Raw genomic sequence first — 16,442 nt, forward strand, 5'->3', positions numbered from 1 at the left:
GGCGGCGGGCCCGCCGCCGGGGGCTCCCCCGGGCGGGGGAGGGGCGCCTCGGTCCCCGGGAGCAGGGCGCCTCGCCCCGTCACCCGGCGGCCGGGACGCCGCCCGGATCAGCGCAGCCGCGAGGAGGAGAGGATCGACGCCAGGTGCGCGACCACCATGCCCCAGGTGATCACCGTGATGCCCGCGAGCGTCCACCGGGTGGCGTCCAGGTTCCCGAGCCCGGCGTCCACCGCGGCCGCCGCCAGCAGCACCAGCGAGGCCTCGATGCCGTTCGTCACCCGGTGGATCTTGAACAGCGAGGCGACCTTGCGGGCCGTCGCGATGCCCTGGGAACGCGGCTGCGTCGACTCCTCGGTCGCCGGCAGCTGCCCGCTGCGGGCGCGGGCCACGTCCACCAGGTCCGTCGAGGCCTTGAGCAGCACCACGCCCAGCGCGGCCGCCAGACCCGCCGACACCCACAGCTCCGACCCGCCACGCGCCGCCCGGACACCCGCGCCGATCATCAGCGCGGCGTCCGCCAGATAGGCGCCGAGCCGGTCCACGTACACCCCGGCCATGCTGAACTGGCGCTTCCAGCGCGCCACTTCGCCGTCCACGCAGTCGAACAGCAGGAACAGCTGGAACAGCACGACGGCCAGCACCGCACCTACCGGGCCCGGGATCAGCAGGGTCGCGCCGCCGCCGACCCCGCACACCACCATCACCCAGGTGAGGGTGTTCGGCGACACCGAGGTGCGCACCAGCTGCCGGGTGGTCCGCAGCGAGATCCGCCGCATGTACATCCGACCCGCCCAGTGCTCGCCGTTGCGGCTCTGAAGCTTGGCCTGCGGCTGGCACACCTCGCGCAGCTCGGCGAGCGCCGGAGCAGCCACCATGACGACATCCCTCCACCTGTCCCGAAAACGATCACCACAGGCTACGGCCTCCGGGGGAACGCCCGGACCAGGCGGCATGCCGCCGGAGGTACGGGAGGTGTCCGTCGTCGGAACGTCCGGTGCTCACGTCGCGCGCGAGCGTCGCGGACGTCCGCCGGAGCGCCCGCGGTGAAAACCGGTGGGCCGCCCGAGTACCCCCGGGCTAGGCTGCGCGGGTTCGCCGGAACCCGAAGCCCCGGGCCCGACTGCCCGCCCCCGCACGCCGGTTGACGCGGTCCGCGGTCCCGGCGCGGAACGAGGAGCGCAGACCCATGGTGACCACGGGCGGCCCGTCCCAGAGCCCCGACCCGGCCCGACTGCTGGCCGACCACCGTCCGCGGGGCCCGGTGGAGACCGCCGACCACGAGCGCGCCCGCCGCCTCCTCGGCGTCGCCGAAGCCTGGAACAGGGGCACCTTCCCGCTGCACTTCACCGCCTCCGCGCTGATCGTCCACCCGCCCACCCGCCGCGTCCTGCTGCGCTGGCACGTCCGCCAGCAGGCCTGGCTGCACGTCGGCGGCCACGGCGACCCGGGCGAGACCCGGCCGCTGGACATCGCCCTGCGCGAGGGCCTGGAGGAGACCGGCCTGACCGACCTCACCCCCTGGCCCGGCCCCGCCCTCGTCCACCTCGCCGTGGTGCCCGTCCCCGCCTCGCCCGCCGAACCCGCCCACGAGCACGCCGACCTGCGCTTCCTACTGGCCACCGCCACCCCGGAGCAGGCCCGGCCGGAGAACCCGGCGTCCCCGCTGGAGTGGCTCACCGTCGAGGAGGCCAAGCGGCGGACCACCGAGGACAACCTCCGTGAGACCCTCGACCGCGCGGCCCGCCTGCTGCCGTCCGCCTGAACACCCTGGAGACCGACCGGATGCACACCGACCAGACCCTGATCTTCGACGCCGACGACACGCTCTGGGAGAACAACGTCCTCTTCGAGCGGGTCATCGACGGCTTCCTGGACTGGGTCGCCGCCCCGCAGGAGCAGCAGCGCACCCGGGCCCTGCTGAACGAGATCGAGGCCGTCAACTCCGCCACCCTCGGCTACGGCGCCACCGTCTTCCGGCAGAGCCTCGCCGACTGCCTCCAGCGGCTCAACGACCGCACCCCCACGGCTGCCGAACAGGCCCGGATCGACGACCTGCTCACCCCGCTGACCAGCCGCGACGTCGAACTGATCGCCGGCGTCGCCGACACCCTGGCCGCCCTCGCCGACCGCCACCAGCTGCTCCTGCTCACCAAGGGCGACCAGGGCGAACAACAGCGCAAGGTGACGGCGTCCACCATCGACCACCACTTCCGCGGCGTCCACATCGTCGCCGAGAAGTCGGTCGACACCTACCGGCAGCTCACCGCCGACCTCGGCCTCGACCCGGGCCGGACCTGGATGATCGGCAACTCGCCCAAGTCCGACATCGCCCCCGCCCGCCGGGCCGGCCTGCGCACCGTCTTCATCCCGCACGAGCACACCTGGGTGCTGGAGCACGCGGAACTCGGCCCGGACGAGGCGACGCTGCGGCTCGGGGCCTTCCCCGAGCTGCTACGCCACTTCTGACGGCCCCTCCGGGCCCTCAGCCCATCATCGCGGCCGCCGGCACCGGCGTCCCGTCCCGGTACAGCCAGGCCCGCTCGGCGGCCGACCAGACGCCGGCCGTCAGCAGGTAGAGCACGGCGGCCACCGGGACCAGCGCCGCGAACAGCACCGACCCGAACGACAGGTACGGCAGCAGTCCCGCCCCCGGCTGCGGGGCGGGCTGCGCCGTCGCCGCTGTAGCCGCCGTCGCCGCTGCCGCTGCCGCGGCCGTGTGCCGGGCCCGGCGGAAGTTGACGACCCCGACCGCCGCCAGCCCGGCGAACAGCACCCCGAACACCGCCCACTGCCCGGCACCCTGCGCGCCCGTGACGTGCAGACCCAGCGGTACCCCGAACAGGGTGTGGTCCAGCAGGTCGTTCGGGGTGGTGAACAGGCGGTACATCACCGAGAAGAACGGGATCTGCACCAGCACCGGCAGGCACCCCGCGAACGGCGACACCTGCTCCTTCCGGTACATCTCGGCCAGCGCCTCCCGCAGCCGCTCCGGGCGGTCCCTGTGCTTCCGCTGCAACGCCGCGACCTTCGGCGCCAGCCGCGCCCTGGCCCTCTCCCCGCGCGCCGCCGCCCGCGCCAGCGGGTGCAGCGCCAAGCGGACGGCGACGGTGAACAGGACGATGGCCAAGGCGGTCGGCACCAGGTGGGCGACGGCGGCGACGACGGCGTGCGCCACGGCGACGGCAGGGTCGAGAACAGCGAGTACGGACATGGTGGAGCGAGCCCTCCGGGGTCTCAGGACATGAGTGATCGGCGGAGGACGGCCACGGGGAACGCCTGGAAGAACGTCCGGCAGGAACGATCGGAAGAACGCCTGGAAGGACGTCGGACGGAACTACGCGGCCGCCGGGGCCGCTCCCGGCGCCCTGGGGCGTCGCCTGCCCCGGGCGTCCGGATCACGCTGCGGAAGGAACGCCGTACCGAACGCCCGGCGCCGCAGCACCCCGCTGCGCACCGCCGCCGGCGCCCGCGCCCCGAGGAGCCGCGCCCCGGCCAGCGCCCCGGCGACCGCCCCGGCCACCAGTGCCACGGCCGCGACGGCGGCCACCGACGCCAGCGTCCCGCTGTCGGCCACCAGCTCCCCGGTCAGCACCCGGAGCAGGCCCAGCAGCATCGCCACAACGGCCACGACGCGCTCCCCCTCCCGGTGTCCCATCGGCTTCCTGACGTACCAGCAGGACGATCCTACGAGCCCCCGGGTTCCCGCCTGTGTCGGGGATGTCCCCCACGGTGTCCCCCGGGCGCCCCCGCCTGGTTCCGCCCGATTCCGTTCGTACCCGAAGGCCCCCTCCTCGGAGCGGCGAAAAGCGGCCGTCCGGGGTGTAGCCGCCGGGGCTACGCGGGGCTACCGTGGAGAGGTGAAGACGATTACCCAGCGGGAGTTCCGGAACAACTCCGCCGCCGTGATGGACGCGGTGGAGGCGGGGGAGACGTTCCACATCACCAGGAACGGGGTCGAGGTCGCGGAGCTGCGGCCGGTGCCCGGGCGTCGGCGGCTCACGGCGGAGGAGCTGGTGGCCCGGCACGTGAAGCTGCCGCGCGTGGACTACCAGCAGATGCGCAAGGAGGCCGAGGAGGACTTCGGCCCCGAGGAGCTGGTGGGCGACGACGGCGACGACCCGTTCGAGCGGCGGCGTGGCTGAGCGCCGCAGAGCACCCCGGCGGCGGCCGGCCGGGGTGCTGGACACCTGCGTCTACATCGACCTGGCGCTGCTCAGCCCCTCCGACCTGCCGGCCGTGCCCGAGCTGACCGCGATCACCTTCGCCGAACTGCAGCAGGGCGTGTCGATGGCCCGCGACCCGGCCAGCCGGGCCGCCCGGCTGGAGGTGCTGGGCGCGGCGATGGCGGACTTCGACCCGCTGCCCTTCGACGCGGCCGCCGCCGCCCGCTACGGGACGCTGGTCACCCTCACCATCGCCGCCGGACGGCAGCCGCGCCCGCGCCGGATCGACCTGATGATCGCCGCGGTCGCCTCGGCCCACGGGCTGCCGCTGTACACCCGCAACGTGGCGGACTTCCGGGGGCTGGGCTCCGCGGTGGAGGTCATCGGGGTGTGAGGTCCGGGCGGGGGCGATGGTCGGGGGGTCCCGAGGGCCGGGCGGGAGCGGCGGTCAGGAGGCCCCGAGGGCGGCGGCCCCGTCCCGCTCGACCCGGTCGGCCAGGGCGGCCGCGGCCTTCAGGGCCTCCGCCCGGTTCCGGGTGCGCAGCAGGACGGTGTTGCCCCCGCGCTTGCCCCGGTCGCCGCCCGTCTTGGCGGCGACGGCCCAGCGCGGTTGGCGGAGCAGGGCGAGGACCAGCCAGCGGAGTCCGAAGTTCAGCCCCAGGACGGCGGCGATGGGGACGAGCAGGAGGACCCCCTCGCCGCCGGCTTCGCCGCCGACGTGCCGCATGGGGTCGTAGGCGTGCAGGGGCCTGTGCGTGGCCCCGAGGCGGCCGAGCCACACCACCGCGATCCGTACGGGGCGGCGGTCGGGCCCGGTCACGTCGACGTAGCCGATCGACCCGTCCCGCTCGCCGCGGGCCCAGGCCGTCCGCTCCCTCGTGGTCGACAGGCTCTCCTGGAGCTCGCGGTCCTCGGCCTCCCGGGCCTTCCGGCGCTGCTCGAACTCCTCCGACCAGGCCTTCTCGCGCTTCTTCTGCTCGGTGGACCACGCCTGTTCGCGCTCACGCCGCTCGTCGGCGGTGACCCGCCGTTCCCCCCGGTTGCTCATGGCGGCCATCGTAGGAGGCTAGGTCAAGGGAGGGTAAAGCGGGCCGCACGGCCGTCAGCCCGGGCGGACCGCCGTCCCGGTGGCGGCGGAGGTGCGGGCGGCCTCCAGGACGGCCAGGGCGGCCACCGCGTCGCGCGGGTCGACCGGGGGCGGGGTGCCCGGGGTGGCCAGGGCGGCGGCGATGCCCGCGTAGAAGGCGGGGTAGTCGCCCGGGTCGGTCGGCAGCCGGATCGCCGACTCGTCGGTGCCGAGGGTGCCGTAGTGCGCGGGCTGGTCGGTGCCCCAGGGGCGGGTGCCGTCCGGGCGCAGGCCCGCCCGCAGGTCGGCCTCCTGCGGGTCCATGCCGGACTTGACGTAGCCGGCGGTGTCGCCGAGCACCCGCAGCCGGGGGCCGATCAGCGGGGTGATGGCGCTGGTCCACAGGTGCGAGCGGGTGCCGCTGGTGTGGGTGAGGGCGAGGAAGGCGTCGTCGTCCACCACCGCGCCGTCGCGCCGCACGTCGATCTCCGCGTACACCGTCTCGACCGGCCCGAACAGGGTGAGCGCCTGGTCGACGAGGTGGCTGCCCAGGTCGTACAGGGTGCCGCCGACCTCGGCCGGGTCGGCCAGCTCCCGCCAGCCCGGCTTGGGCTTGGGGCGGAAGCGCTCGAAGCGGGACTCGAAGCGGTGCACCCGGCCGAGCGCGCCGCCGCGCACCAGCCGGCTCGCGGTGAGGAAGTCGCCGTCCCAGCGCCGGTTGTGGAAGACCGAGAGCAGCACGCCCTGCTCCTCGGCGAGTCGGCACAGCTCCAGCGCCTGGGCGGCGGTGCCGGCCAGCGGCTTGTCCACCACGGTGGCCAGGCCGGCCCGCAGGGCGGCGCGGGCGAGCGGGGCGTGGGTGCGGTTGGGCGAGGCGATGACGACCAGGTCCAGCGCGTCCGGGTCGGCGAGCAGCTGCTCGGGCGTGTCCACGGCGCGGGCACCGGGGTGTTCGCGCGCCAGCTGGGCGCGCCGGTCGGGGTTGGCGGTGACCACGGCGTCCAGCCGCAGCCCCGGCGTGGTGGCGATCAGCGGCGCGTGGAACGCGGAGCCGGCCAGGCCGTAGCCGATCAGGCCGACGCGGAACGGACCGGGAGTCGTCTGCGGGTTCATGCGCCCACTCAATCACGAGGCGCCCGGTTGCTCCCGGTTTCGGCGGACGGGACGACGGGCCCGCCGCCGCGCCCTCGTCCGGGTGAGGCTGCCGCCGCGGCCCGGAGCGCGGTGATACGTGTACGCGGCGATACGTGCACGTATCACCCCACGGACTGCGACGGAGGATCACATGGCCGCCAACGGCTGGACCGACGACCTGCTCGACCGGATGCGCACCGTCGGCGACCCGCTCGGGGACGCCGCCATCGCCGAGACGTACGAGCTCGGACAGCAGGACCAGGTGCGGCAGACCCTGCTCGGCTTCGGCCGCAACAGCGACGCCGTCCCGGCCGGGCTGCCGCCCAGGCTCCGGGCGTACTTCGAGGAGTCCGCCGTCCTGCCGTCCTGGGCGGACCGGGCGCGGATGGCGCGCGGCCACGAGCTGCTCGGCCGCTACCAGCCGCTGATCGCCTCGATCCTGCTCTGCGGCTCGCTCCCGCTCTGCTACACCTGCGGCAACGGCGCCGAGGTGCTCGTCCGCTCCCAGCGCCTCACCTCCGGGGTGTACCGGCGCCTGATGGAGACCTCGCAGTTCGTCGTCGACGTCCTCGACAACGACGGCCTGGGGCCGGGCGGCCGCGGGCTCCGGTCGGCCCAGAAGGTCCGCCTGCTGCACGCCACCATGCGCTACCACGTCTCCCAGCTGGGCGACTGGGACGCCGCCGCCCTGGGGGTGCCGGTCAACCAGGAGGACCTGGCCGGCACGCTGATGAGCTTCTCGGTGCTGATCCCGCTCGGCCTCGCCGAACTGGGCGTCGACCTGCTGCCCGAGGACCGGGAGGCCTACTTCCACATCTGGCGGGTGGTCGGCCACGTCCTGGGCGTCGACGAGCAGCTCAACCCGGCCAAGTTCGGCGACGGCGCGGCCCTGAAGGACGCCATCATCCGCCACCAGCAGCGGCCCTCGGAAGCCGGACGGGTGCTGACGAAGGGCGTCCTGGACTTCATCCGGGAGGTGCTGCCGGTCCCCTCGGGAGCGGGCCCCACCCTGATCCGGCGCCTGATCGGCGACAAGTCCGCCGACGTCGTCGCGGTGCCCCCGGCGGACAGCCTCACCAAGCTCGGGCTGAGCGCCGCCGCCCTGCCGAACTTCGGGTACGGCAGGACGGGCGACACCCTGCCGCCGCTCGCCGAACTGGCGAGCCAACTGGGGCTGCTGGTCTTCAAGGAGGGGCTGCTGCTCACCAACAAGGGCCGCCGCCGGGAGTGGCAGGTCCCGACCGGCCTGACCGACTCGTCGTCCTGACCGGGGCGCCACCGTGCGGCCACCGGGCCCGGCCCGTGCGGTCACCGGCCCGGGGCGTGCGGCCACCGGCCGGACGGGGGCCGCGTGGTGGCGGTGCGGGCGACTACGCTGGTCGGAGTTGGGGCAGCCTGTGGCGCCCGACCGGCCGAGGGTGTCCGGTCTGGGCATGTGCGAGAACGTTCAGACCTGTGCAAGACCGAGGAGACACCTACGTGGCAGAGCGCAAGCCCATCGAGTCCTGGCTGACCGACATGGACGGGGTCCTCATCCACGAGGGCACGCCGATCCCCGGGGCGGAGGAGTTCCTGCGCAAGCTGCGGGAGTCCGGCAAGCCCTTCCTGGTCCTCACCAACAACTCCATCTACACCCCGCGCGACCTCAGCGCCCGGCTGGCCGGCATGGGCCTGGAGGTGCCGGAGGAGTGCATCTGGACCTCCGCCCTGGCGACGGCCAAGTTCCTCGCGGGCCAGCGCCCCGGGGGCACCGCGTACGTGATCGGCGAGGCCGGCCTCACCACCGCGCTGTACCAGGCCGGTTACGTGCTGACCGACAACAACCCCGACTACGTGGTGCTCGGCGAGACCCGCACCTACTCCTTCGAGGCGCTCACCAAGGCGATCCGCCTGATCAACCAGGGCGCCCGGTTCATCTGCACCAACCCGGACGAGACCGGCCCCTCCACCGAGGGCGTGCTGCCGGCCACCGGCTCGGTCGCGGCCCTGATCACCAAGGCGACCGGGGTCGAGCCGTACTTCGTCGGCAAGCCCAACCCGCTGATGATGCGCGAGGCGCTGAACACCGCCGGCGCCCACTCCGAGACGGCGGTGATGATCGGCGACCGGATGGACACCGACATCGTCGCGGGCATGGAGGCCGGCATGGAGACCATCCTGGTGCTCACCGGCCTGACCTCCGCCTCCGACGTGGAGCGCTTCCCGTACCGGCCGACCCGCGTGGTCCAGTCGATCGCGGACCTGGTCGAGCTGGTCTGACGTCCGCGTTCTCCCCCCGCGTTCTCGTCGTGGGCCCCGTTCCGGCAGGTCGCCGGGGCGGGGCCGCTCCGTGCCCGTGGTGCGGGGCCGCCTGGTGCCCGCGGGGAGGCGGCCGTTGTCGGTGGGGCTGTGTAGCGTTCGGGGTGAAAGAGGGCGTGCGGCGCAACAGCCGCGGTGTGGGAGGTAGATGTCGTGACGGACACGGTCGAGGCGGGCGTGGTCGAGGCCGGCGAGGGCGGCGGGCTGGAACTGCCCGAGTCCTGGCGCGGGGTGCTGGGCGCCGAGACGGAGAAGCCGTACTTCGCCGAGCTGGCGGCCTTCGTGGCGGCCCAGCGCGAGGAGCACGAGGTGTTCCCGCCGAGCGGCCAGGAGTTCGCCGCACTGGAGGCCACCCCGTACGACAAGGTCCGGGTGCTCGTGCTCGGCCAGGACCCGTACCACGACAACGGCCAGGCCCACGGCATGAGCTTCTCGGTGCTGCCGGGCACCAAGACGCCGCCGTCGCTGCGCAACATCTTCAAGGAGCTGGACGCCGACCTGGGCGTCCCCGCCCCGGACAACGGCTACCTGATGCACTGGGCCGAGCAGGGCGTGCTGCTGCTCAACGCGGTGCTCACGGTCCGCGCGCACGAGGCCAACTCGCACAAGGCGAAGGGCTGGGAGAAGTTCACCGACGCGGTGATCAAGGCGGTGAGCGACCGCGACGAGCCGGTGGTCTTCGTGCTGTGGGGCAACTACGCGAAGAAGAAGCTGCCGCTGATCGACACCGCCAAGCACGTGGTGGTGCAGGGCGCGCACCCGTCGCCGCTGTCGGCGAAGCTGTTCTTCGGCAGCCGCCCGTTCTCGCAGATCAACGCCGCGCTGGACTCCTTCGGCGCCGAGGCGATCGACTGGCAGGTGCCGAACCTGAAGGAGGCCTGAGCCTCCGCCCGGAGCGCCCGCGGGCGTTCCGGGGTGCCGGTCGGCGGGCGCCGGCAGCCGGTGGTGGCCGTGGTTCGGACGGGTTCGATGTCCCGTCCGCCCACGGCCACTTGGCGTTCACCGCCGGTGGCCGTCGGCCGGTGCCGGGTGTGCTTAGCTGGTGCCGACCGGTCGCCGGACCGGGGCCGGGGAGGGGCGGTACGTGCACGGGCTGGGGCGGACAGGGACGTTGCGGGGCGCCGTCGGGGCGCTGCTGGCCGGGGTGGTGCTGGCGGCCGGGTCCGGCTGCACCGGTTCGGACGGCGGGAAGCCGGGAGCCGGGTCCGTGTCCTCCGCCGCCGGGGCGGGCGCGGGGGCGGGTGCCGGTGCGGGCTTCGCCCAACTGCCCGGGCAGGCCTTCTACGTCTCCGACCGCACCAACGCCGCCCAGCAGGTGACCGCGCTGCGCGGCCAGGGCCGGACGGCGGAGGCCGACGCGCTGCTGCGGATCGCCGGCCAGCCCTCCTCGCAGTGGCTCGGCGAGCAGGGCGCCCAGACGATCGCCGAGCAGGTGAGCCGACGGGCCGCCGAGGCCGGCCGCACGGCGGTCTTCGTCGCGTACGACATCCCGCACCGCGACTGCGGCCAGTACTCGGCCGGCGGCGCCCCCGACGCGGCCTCCTACCGGGCCTGGATCACCGGCGTCGCCCAGGCCCTCGGCGACCGCAGGGCCTGGGTGGTGCTGGAGCCGGACGCCGTCGCGCACACCCTGGACACCTGCGGGATCAAGGGCGACCTGGCCGCCGAGCGGTACGGCCTGCTGGCCTTCGCCGTCCAGGAGTTGAAGAAGAACCCCAACGCGCGGGTCTACCTGGACGCGGGCAACCCCGGCTGGGCACAGGACCCGGAGGAGATGGCCACCGCCCTGCGCAAGTCGGGCATCGCGGCGGCCGACGGCTTCGCCGTGAACGTCGCCAACTTCTACGACACCGAACGGAACGCGGTGTACGGCGCCAGGCTCTCCGCGGCCCTCGGCGGGAAGAACTACGTCATCGACACCAGCCGCAGCGGCAACGGGGCGCTGGGCGGCGCCGCCTGGTGCAACCCGCCCGGGCGCGCGCTCGGCGAGCGGCCGACCACCGAGACCGGCCGGCCCGGGGTGGACGCCTACCTGTGGATCAAGAACCCGGGGGAGTCGGACGGCGACTGCGGCCGGGGCGAGCCCCGGGCGGGCGAGTTCTGGCTGCCGTACGCGCTCGGGCTGGCGCAGGCGGCGCGCTGAGGCCGCCTGCGCCTGACCTCGGGCCCTGCGCGTCGTGCGGTTCACACGGCGCGCGGTCTACGCGGTGATCTGGATCCAGCGGGCGACCGACGGGGTGCCGGCGGCGTCCGTCAGGAACAGCATGTACCAGCCCGGCGGCAGCAGGTTGGGGTTCGCGGGCAGGGTGAGCGAGACGCCGTCCGCCGTCCGTCCGGCGACGTCCAGGGCCACCGAGCGCTGCTCGACGTCCGTCACGTGGGTGACCGAACTCGGCCGGATCAGCTTGGCGGTGGCCACCGCCTCCGGGCGCGCCGTCCCGACGGCGAGGGTGCCGCCGAGCCGGGCCGCCTGCGGAACGGCGCCGACCTCCGGACGGTCGCCGTGGTAGAGGTACGGCGGGGTGTAGATCTCGATGCGCTGCTCGAAGCCGCCCGGCTGGGTCTCGGCCTTGTCCGCGAAGAGCGGGTTGGAGCCCAGCACGGCGACCCGGCCGTCCGGCAGCAGCAGCGCCTCGGAGTGGTAGTTGCGGCCGACGGTCGGCTCGGCGGCGGTCGTGAAGCCGTTGGTGTCCGGGTGGTACACCTGCGCCTTGAGCAGGTCGCTGTCGCCGCGGCCGCGGTAGCCGCTGGAGCCGCCGGTGGTGAAGACGGTGTCGTCCGGCAGGATCACGCTGTTGAGGTAGCGGGTGCCGCCGGCCGGCAGGTCCGGGCCCGGGGCGAAGGCGGGAGCGGCGGAGGAGAGGTCCGCGATGTCGGTGCGGGCCGTGGACAGCGGCGACTCCCCGACACCGCCGCCGCCGAGCACCATCACCTTCTGCGCCTGCGCGGGCGGCAGCAGCACCGAGGAGGAGGTCTCGGTGAGGCCGGGGTCGCGCAGGCCGGGGACGGGTTGGAAGGCCCCGCTCGACAGGTCCCACACGCCGGGCTCGCGGCCCTTGTCGCCGGGGCCGTAGCCGCCGTTGGAGCCGGAGTAGAAGAGCTTGCCGGAGGCGGTCAGGAAGACCGCCGGGTAGGTCGGGAAGTAGTGGTCGGGGCCCTTGGACCAGGACTTGGTCCTCGGGTCGTAGATCTCGTTGTCGTTGCCGCTGAGGATCTCCCCGGTGTCGTCCAGCCCGGAGACGGTGACCACCCGGCCGTCGCCCAGCCCGGTCAGCGTCGGGTACCAGCGGGCGTGGGCCATGTCGGTGACCGGCTCGTACAGCTCGGTGTCCGGGTTGAACTCGAAGGCGGAGCGGATGCCCTGGTACTCCTGCTTGTCCAGGGTCAGCTTCTCGCTCTGCCCGTACAGGTTGTGGGCGTCGGTGCCGCTCAGGCCCTTGATCCGGTACTGGGCGGGGGAGTCGGAGACGAAGTCCTGGCCCGGGCCGACCGCCTCCACGTACACGTGCTGCTCACCGGCGGTGACCACGGTCTGCTTGCCGGAGCCGGTCTTGGTCGCGGCCGGGACCGTCACGGCGGCGGTACTGGCGTACTCGTGGCCGTTCGGGGAGACGAAGACGGTGCCCTTGGGGAAGGTCCGGTCGCGCTCCGGGCTCTCGTTGCGCACCCGCATGATGCCGGCGGCCTTCTTCACGGCGCCGGCCAGCTTCTCGTAGCGCTGGGTGCCGCCGGCCACCAGGACGCGGCCGTCCGGCAGCGAGGTGTGGCCGCCGCAGAACATGTCGGCCGGGGTGGGGACCAGCTTGTAGGTGTTCCGGGCCGGGTCCCAGAGCAGGCTCTTGAAGGTGCCCGCGTTGAACTGCTTCTCGTCGTTGCCGGAACCGGCCACGATCAGGACCTTGCCCGTGCGCAGCACGGTCGCGTGCACGGCGTTGACCCGGAACTCGGTGGGCAGCGACAGGGTCTGCCAGTGGCCGTACTGCGCCTTGTACTCGGGGCGGTTGATCACGTAGTGGTGGTACTGCTGGGAGGCGAAGCCGAGGACGGCCGGCGCGTTCATCCCGGCCACGGTCAGCGCGACGGTGCTGCCGAGGGCGAGGCGCTTGGTGCGGCCGGCCTTGTGGATCTTCACGGTGGGTGCTCCCCTCGGGAGGCGGTCGGGGGCTCTGGTCGGTGGGCGGCTCTGTTCGGTGGGTGGTGCTGGTCGGCGGGTGGTGCTGTTCGGCGGGGTGGTGCTGGTCGGTGGGTGGTGCTGGTCAGGCGGCGGTGCCGGTCAGTGGGAGGGTGCCGGTCAGTGGGAGGGTCTGCCGCTGTCGGCGTGGTCGGGTGAGGTTCGTCCGGGGCGGGGGGCGGGAGGTGCGGGCTGCGCCGGTCCGGCGGTCCGGGCGGCTCGGGGGTCGCGGGCGTGGCGCGGGCGGCGCTTCTCCAGGACGACCTGCGGGGCCGCCGTCGGGTCGCCGGTGACGGTGAGGGTGGCGGTCGGGCGGGTCCGGCGGCGGCGTACGGCGTCGCCGGCGCTGATCAGGACCGGCAGGAGGGTGAGCAGCAGGGCGATCCAGGCCCAGGTGCGCATCGCGACGTGGTCGTAGCCGGTGACGTAGGAGGCGGCGATCGCGCCCCCGAACACCAGCGTCCAGAACAGGTGGAAGCGGAAGGTGCCGAGCCGGTCGGTGCTGGCCGAACTGCCCTTGGGCGTCACCACGAAGCGGCTGCGGCGGCGGATCAGCGCCTGGAGCAGCGAGGCCGCGTAGACCGGACCGCAGAGCGCCGACATCACCATGCCCGCGACCCCGGAGGAGCCGGCCGGCTCGTGCGGGCTCACGTTGTGCTTGCGGTTCCAGGTGTAGAGCAGGAGCTGGAGCGCGGCGGCGTCGCTGTAGAGCATCATCCAGATCTCCGAGGAGACGTGCACGCCGGAGGCGCCGAAGCCCAGGTAGAGCACGCTGGACAGGCCGCCGAGCAGCCAGGTGAGCGCCGCCATCGGGTAGAAGCCCACCATCAGCGAGTAGTTGAGCAGCCGGCCGGGCGACAGCCGCCACAGCACCCGCCAGTACTGGGTGAACAGGGTCTCGTAGGTGCCGCGGCTCCAGCGCAGTTGCTGGGAGAAGAAGTCGGTCCAGGAGGACGGGCCTTCGCCGACCGCGAGCACGTCCGGGGTGTACACGGACTTCCAGCGTTCTCCGGTCTCCGGGTTCCGGCTCCGGTGGAACTCCAGGCCGGTCGCCATGTCCTCGGTGATGGAGTCGTACAACCCGCCGATCGACTGGAGAGCGCTGATTCTGACGGCGTTGTTGGTGCCCACGAACATGGGCGCGCCGTAACGGTTTCCGGCGCGTTGGATGAGGGCGTGGAAGAGGTACTGCTGGCTCTCGGAGAATTTGGTGACGGCCGATCCCGAGCTGCGGTAGTTCCCGTACACCTGGGGGCCGACCACGAATGCCACGTCGGGGTCGCGGAAGTAGCCGAGCATCCGCTCGCAGAAGTCCGGCAGCGGAACGTGGTCGGTGTCCACGGACACCCAGAACTCGTAGTCGTCGCCGTGGGCCTGGAGCCAGGCGTTGTAGTTGCCGTGCTTGGTCCCGGCGCGGAACCGGCCCTTCGGCCGGTTCCAGTGCGGCCGGCCGGCGCGGGTGAAGTGGCGCACGCCCAGCTCGGCGCAGAGCTCCCGCATTGCAGGATCGTTTCCCTCGTCCAACAACCAGACGTCGTACGGTCCGTTGTGCCGGACGGCCCGCGCCGCCGTCAGCGTGGCCCGGACCATCTCCGGCGGCTCCTTGCCCGGCACGCAGGTGGTGAGAAAGGCGACCCGGGTGCCGGGCTCCGGCGTCACCGGGACCGGGTCGCGGGCGACCAGCGTGGCGTGGGTGTTGGAGACGACGTTGACCAGCCGGAACACCTCGACGACGGCGATGATGCCGATCATCACCTTGTCGCCGAGCAGCACCAGGGAGTTCGTCTCGTCCAGCCGCTCGGGCCAGTGCTCCGGCAGCAGCAGCCAGACCAGCAGCACCGCCTCCACCACGGGGGCGGCCATCAGCAGCAGCGCGGCGCGGATCCGGTGCGGCTCGCGGCGCAGCAGGCTGCGGTACCGGACGCGGTAGGGGGCCGCGGGGGGCGGCTCGTACGGGGCGGGGCTGTATGCGGTGGGGCTGTATGCGGTGGGGTCGTGCGGTCCGCCGGGGGAGGGCGGGTGCGGTGCGACCGGTTCGGGCCAGTAGACGCCGCCGCCGAGGTCGTCGTCCTCGTCCGGGTCGTACGCCGGGCCCGCGAGACGGCTGAAGTGGCCGTAGTCGTAAGGGGCTTCGGGTATGGGAAGGGCGCGCAGGGCGGCCTCGTCCAACTCCCCGGCACCTCGCCCGTGGGCCGTTCCGACGCCCTTGCGTCGTGAGAACGGCGGCGTGGTCATAGCTGCTCCCCCCGGAGTTCGCGCCTTGCGCGGCTCGCTCGGTTCACTCGGCTCGCTCGGCTCTTGCGTGGGTCTGCCTCGACTCGGAGCCGTCCGGGTGGAACAGGGTGGAACCGGCCGGAATCAGCTGGAAACAGCTGGGAACAGCCGGAACCGGCTGGAACGAGACCCGGCGAACTGCGGTTCTCGGGCAGTTCCCGGGCCGTCCGGCAGATTCGGCGTGTGCGACCGGTTCGGTTGTGCGTCGGTACGGCGGCCTCGAATCCGGGATCCCGATGCACTTTCCAGCTTCCCCTCCGGGTACGTCGGGATCCTTGGCCGCCTCAACTCTCCCTGAGCGCAACGGTGATCGCAACCAGTCCGGGAGATCGCCGTCGCCCAGGCATGAAGATGCCACGGTTTCCGGCCGATCCGGCGGGCGTTGGTGCTAATGCGGTGAATTCGCTCCGGCCCGGGCGGTCCATGGAACTCGGTGGTGGTGGAGGGCTGTTGCGGAGTTGCCCGTGGAGCCGTTCGCGGGGTCGCTGTCGTGTGCCGGCGGGGGCAGCGGAACGGCCGGACCGCCCCTCGGGGCGATCCGGCCGTCCGTACGGGGCCGGGCTGGTCAGGCAGGCTGGTCGGCCGGGCTGGTCAGGCAGGCTGGTCAGAGCGGGGGCAGCAGGGGCGCGCCGGTCGCGGCCTGGACCTCGGCGAAGTCCACGCCCGGCGCCGTCTCCACGACCCGCAGCCCCTCCGGGGTCACGTCGACCACCGCGAGGTCGGTGACGATCCGGTCCACAACCCCCCGTCCCGTCGCGGGAAGTGACAGCTCATCGACGATCTTCGGCGAGCCGTCCCGGGCGGTGTGCTCCATCACCACGATCAGCCGACGGGCCCCGTGCACCAGGTCCATCGCGCCGCCCATGCCCTTGACCATCTTGCCGGGGATCATCCAGTTGGCGAGGTCCCCGGCGGCCGACACCTGCATCGCGCCGAGCACCGAGACGTCGATCCGCCCGGCCCGGATCATGCCGAAGGAGAAGGCGGAGTCGAAGTACGAGGCGCCGGGGGCGACCGTCACCGTCTCCTTCCCGGCGTTGATCAGGTCGGCGTGCTCGGCGCCCTCCTCCGGGTACGGGCCGACGCCGAGGATGCCGTTCTCCGAGTGGAGCACCACCTCGACGCCCGGCGGGAGGTGGTTGGGGATCAGGGTCGGCAGGCCGATGCCCAGGTTCACGTACTGGCCGTCGCGCAACTCGCGGGCGGCGCGGGCGGCCAGGGCGTTGCGGGGATCGAGAGCGGTGGCGGGGGTGGTGGCGGGGGCGGGGGTGGCAGGGGTGCCGAGGGCGGTGGCGGCGGTGGTGGTGGCGCGGACTGCGGTCTCGGTGGGCATCGG

16 protein-coding genes are annotated in these 16,442 nt (G+C 73.5%); 8 read left to right on the forward strand and 8 right to left on the reverse strand.

Annotated features, from left to right (window positions below; all coding sequences use genetic code 11):
• Positions 1-107: 107 nt before the first annotated feature.
• Positions 108-875, reverse strand: a complete 768-nt coding sequence (locus ACWDCZ_RS14805) for a CDP-alcohol phosphatidyltransferase family protein (RefSeq protein WP_449816097.1) — start codon at positions 873-875, stop codon at positions 108-110.
• A 311-nt stretch (positions 876-1,186) separates the two neighbouring features.
• On the opposite strand from ACWDCZ_RS14805, the gene ACWDCZ_RS14810 reads away from it, so the two are divergent.
• Both ACWDCZ_RS14810 and ACWDCZ_RS14815 read left to right on the forward strand, forming a co-directional pair.
• Positions 1,187-1,762: an NUDIX hydrolase gene (locus ACWDCZ_RS14810; protein WP_387968129.1), complete on the forward strand. Its 576-nt coding sequence runs from the start codon at positions 1,187-1,189 to the stop codon at positions 1,760-1,762.
• 20 nt (positions 1,763-1,782) lie between these two features.
• Positions 1,783-2,466, forward strand: a complete 684-nt coding sequence (locus ACWDCZ_RS14815; RefSeq protein ID WP_049649704.1) for an HAD family hydrolase — start codon at positions 1,783-1,785, stop codon at positions 2,464-2,466.
• 16 nt (positions 2,467-2,482) lie between these two features.
• On the opposite strand, the gene ACWDCZ_RS14820 is transcribed toward ACWDCZ_RS14815, so the two are convergent.
• Together ACWDCZ_RS14820 and ACWDCZ_RS14825 are read right to left on the reverse strand one after the other, a co-directional pair.
• Entirely contained in the window at positions 2,483-3,211 is a 729-nt protein-coding gene (locus ACWDCZ_RS14820; protein ID WP_449816098.1) for a YidC/Oxa1 family membrane protein insertase, read from the reverse strand.
• Positions 3,212-3,334: 123 nt separating this feature from the next.
• Positions 3,335-3,628, reverse strand: a complete 294-nt coding sequence (locus tag ACWDCZ_RS14825; RefSeq protein WP_234348221.1) for a DUF6412 domain-containing protein — start codon at positions 3,626-3,628, stop codon at positions 3,335-3,337.
• Positions 3,629-3,857: 229 nt separating this feature from the next.
• Between ACWDCZ_RS14825 and ACWDCZ_RS14830 the strand changes: the two genes are divergently transcribed.
• Entirely contained in the window at positions 3,858-4,142 is a 285-nt protein-coding gene (locus tag ACWDCZ_RS14830; RefSeq protein WP_049649701.1) for a type II toxin-antitoxin system Phd/YefM family antitoxin, read from the forward strand.
• Positions 4,135-4,557 (forward strand): type II toxin-antitoxin system VapC family toxin, encoded by a 423-nt coding sequence (locus tag ACWDCZ_RS14835; protein ID WP_049649700.1) that lies wholly within the window; start codon positions 4,135-4,137, stop codon positions 4,555-4,557. The genes ACWDCZ_RS14830 and ACWDCZ_RS14835 overlap by 8 nt, the downstream gene beginning before the upstream one ends.
• Positions 4,558-4,611: 54 nt before the next feature.
• Here ACWDCZ_RS14835 and ACWDCZ_RS14840 read toward each other — a convergent pair whose 3' ends face one another.
• Together ACWDCZ_RS14840 and ACWDCZ_RS14845 are read right to left on the reverse strand one after the other, a co-directional pair.
• Positions 4,612-5,211, reverse strand: coding sequence for a hypothetical protein (locus tag ACWDCZ_RS14840; protein WP_449816099.1), 600 nt, complete (start codon positions 5,209-5,211; stop codon positions 4,612-4,614).
• A gap of 54 nt (positions 5,212-5,265) precedes the next feature.
• On the reverse strand, positions 5,266-6,342 hold the full coding sequence (locus ACWDCZ_RS14845; RefSeq protein ID WP_117487922.1) for a Gfo/Idh/MocA family oxidoreductase: 1,077 nt from the start codon (positions 6,340-6,342) through the stop codon (positions 5,266-5,268).
• A gap of 172 nt (positions 6,343-6,514) precedes the next feature.
• Between ACWDCZ_RS14845 and ACWDCZ_RS14850 the strand changes: the two genes are divergently transcribed.
• From ACWDCZ_RS14850 to ACWDCZ_RS14865, 4 genes are all read left to right on the forward strand, one after another.
• A complete protein-coding gene (locus ACWDCZ_RS14850) occupies positions 6,515-7,630 on the forward strand; it encodes an oxygenase MpaB family protein (protein ID WP_117487920.1) in 1,116 nt (371 codons plus the stop codon).
• A 212-nt stretch (positions 7,631-7,842) separates the two neighbouring features.
• A complete protein-coding gene (locus tag ACWDCZ_RS14855) occupies positions 7,843-8,622 on the forward strand; it encodes an HAD-IIA family hydrolase (RefSeq protein ID WP_049649696.1) in 780 nt (259 codons plus the stop codon).
• Between the two features lie 192 nt (positions 8,623-8,814).
• Positions 8,815-9,543 carry a uracil-DNA glycosylase gene (locus ACWDCZ_RS14860; protein WP_449816100.1) on the forward strand — a complete coding sequence of 243 codons (729 nt, stop codon included), beginning with the start codon at positions 8,815-8,817 and terminating at the stop codon, positions 9,541-9,543.
• Between the two features lie 160 nt (positions 9,544-9,703).
• Positions 9,704-10,804: a glycoside hydrolase family 6 protein gene (locus tag ACWDCZ_RS14865; protein ID WP_449816101.1), complete on the forward strand. Its 1,101-nt coding sequence runs from the start codon at positions 9,704-9,706 to the stop codon at positions 10,802-10,804.
• Between the two features lie 57 nt (positions 10,805-10,861).
• On the opposite strand, the gene ACWDCZ_RS14870 is transcribed toward ACWDCZ_RS14865, so the two are convergent.
• The 3 genes from ACWDCZ_RS14870 to ACWDCZ_RS14880 form a co-directional block, all read right to left on the reverse strand.
• The gene (locus tag ACWDCZ_RS14870) at positions 10,862-12,793 is read right to left on the reverse strand and encodes a galactose oxidase-like domain-containing protein (RefSeq protein WP_449816102.1); all 1,932 of its coding nucleotides are present in this window, start codon (positions 12,791-12,793) and stop codon (positions 10,862-10,864) included.
• A 159-nt stretch (positions 12,794-12,952) separates the two neighbouring features.
• The gene (locus ACWDCZ_RS14875; RefSeq protein WP_449816103.1) at positions 12,953-15,001 is read right to left on the reverse strand and encodes a glycosyltransferase family 2 protein; all 2,049 of its coding nucleotides are present in this window, start codon (positions 14,999-15,001) and stop codon (positions 12,953-12,955) included.
• Positions 15,002-15,710: 709 nt separating this feature from the next.
• A complete protein-coding gene (locus tag ACWDCZ_RS14880; protein WP_449816104.1) occupies positions 15,711-16,439 on the reverse strand; it encodes a 3-oxoacid CoA-transferase subunit B in 729 nt (242 codons plus the stop codon).
• Between the last annotated feature and the right edge of the window lie 3 nt (positions 16,440-16,442).

Source organism: Kitasatospora sp. NPDC001225 (genome assembly GCF_053597855.1).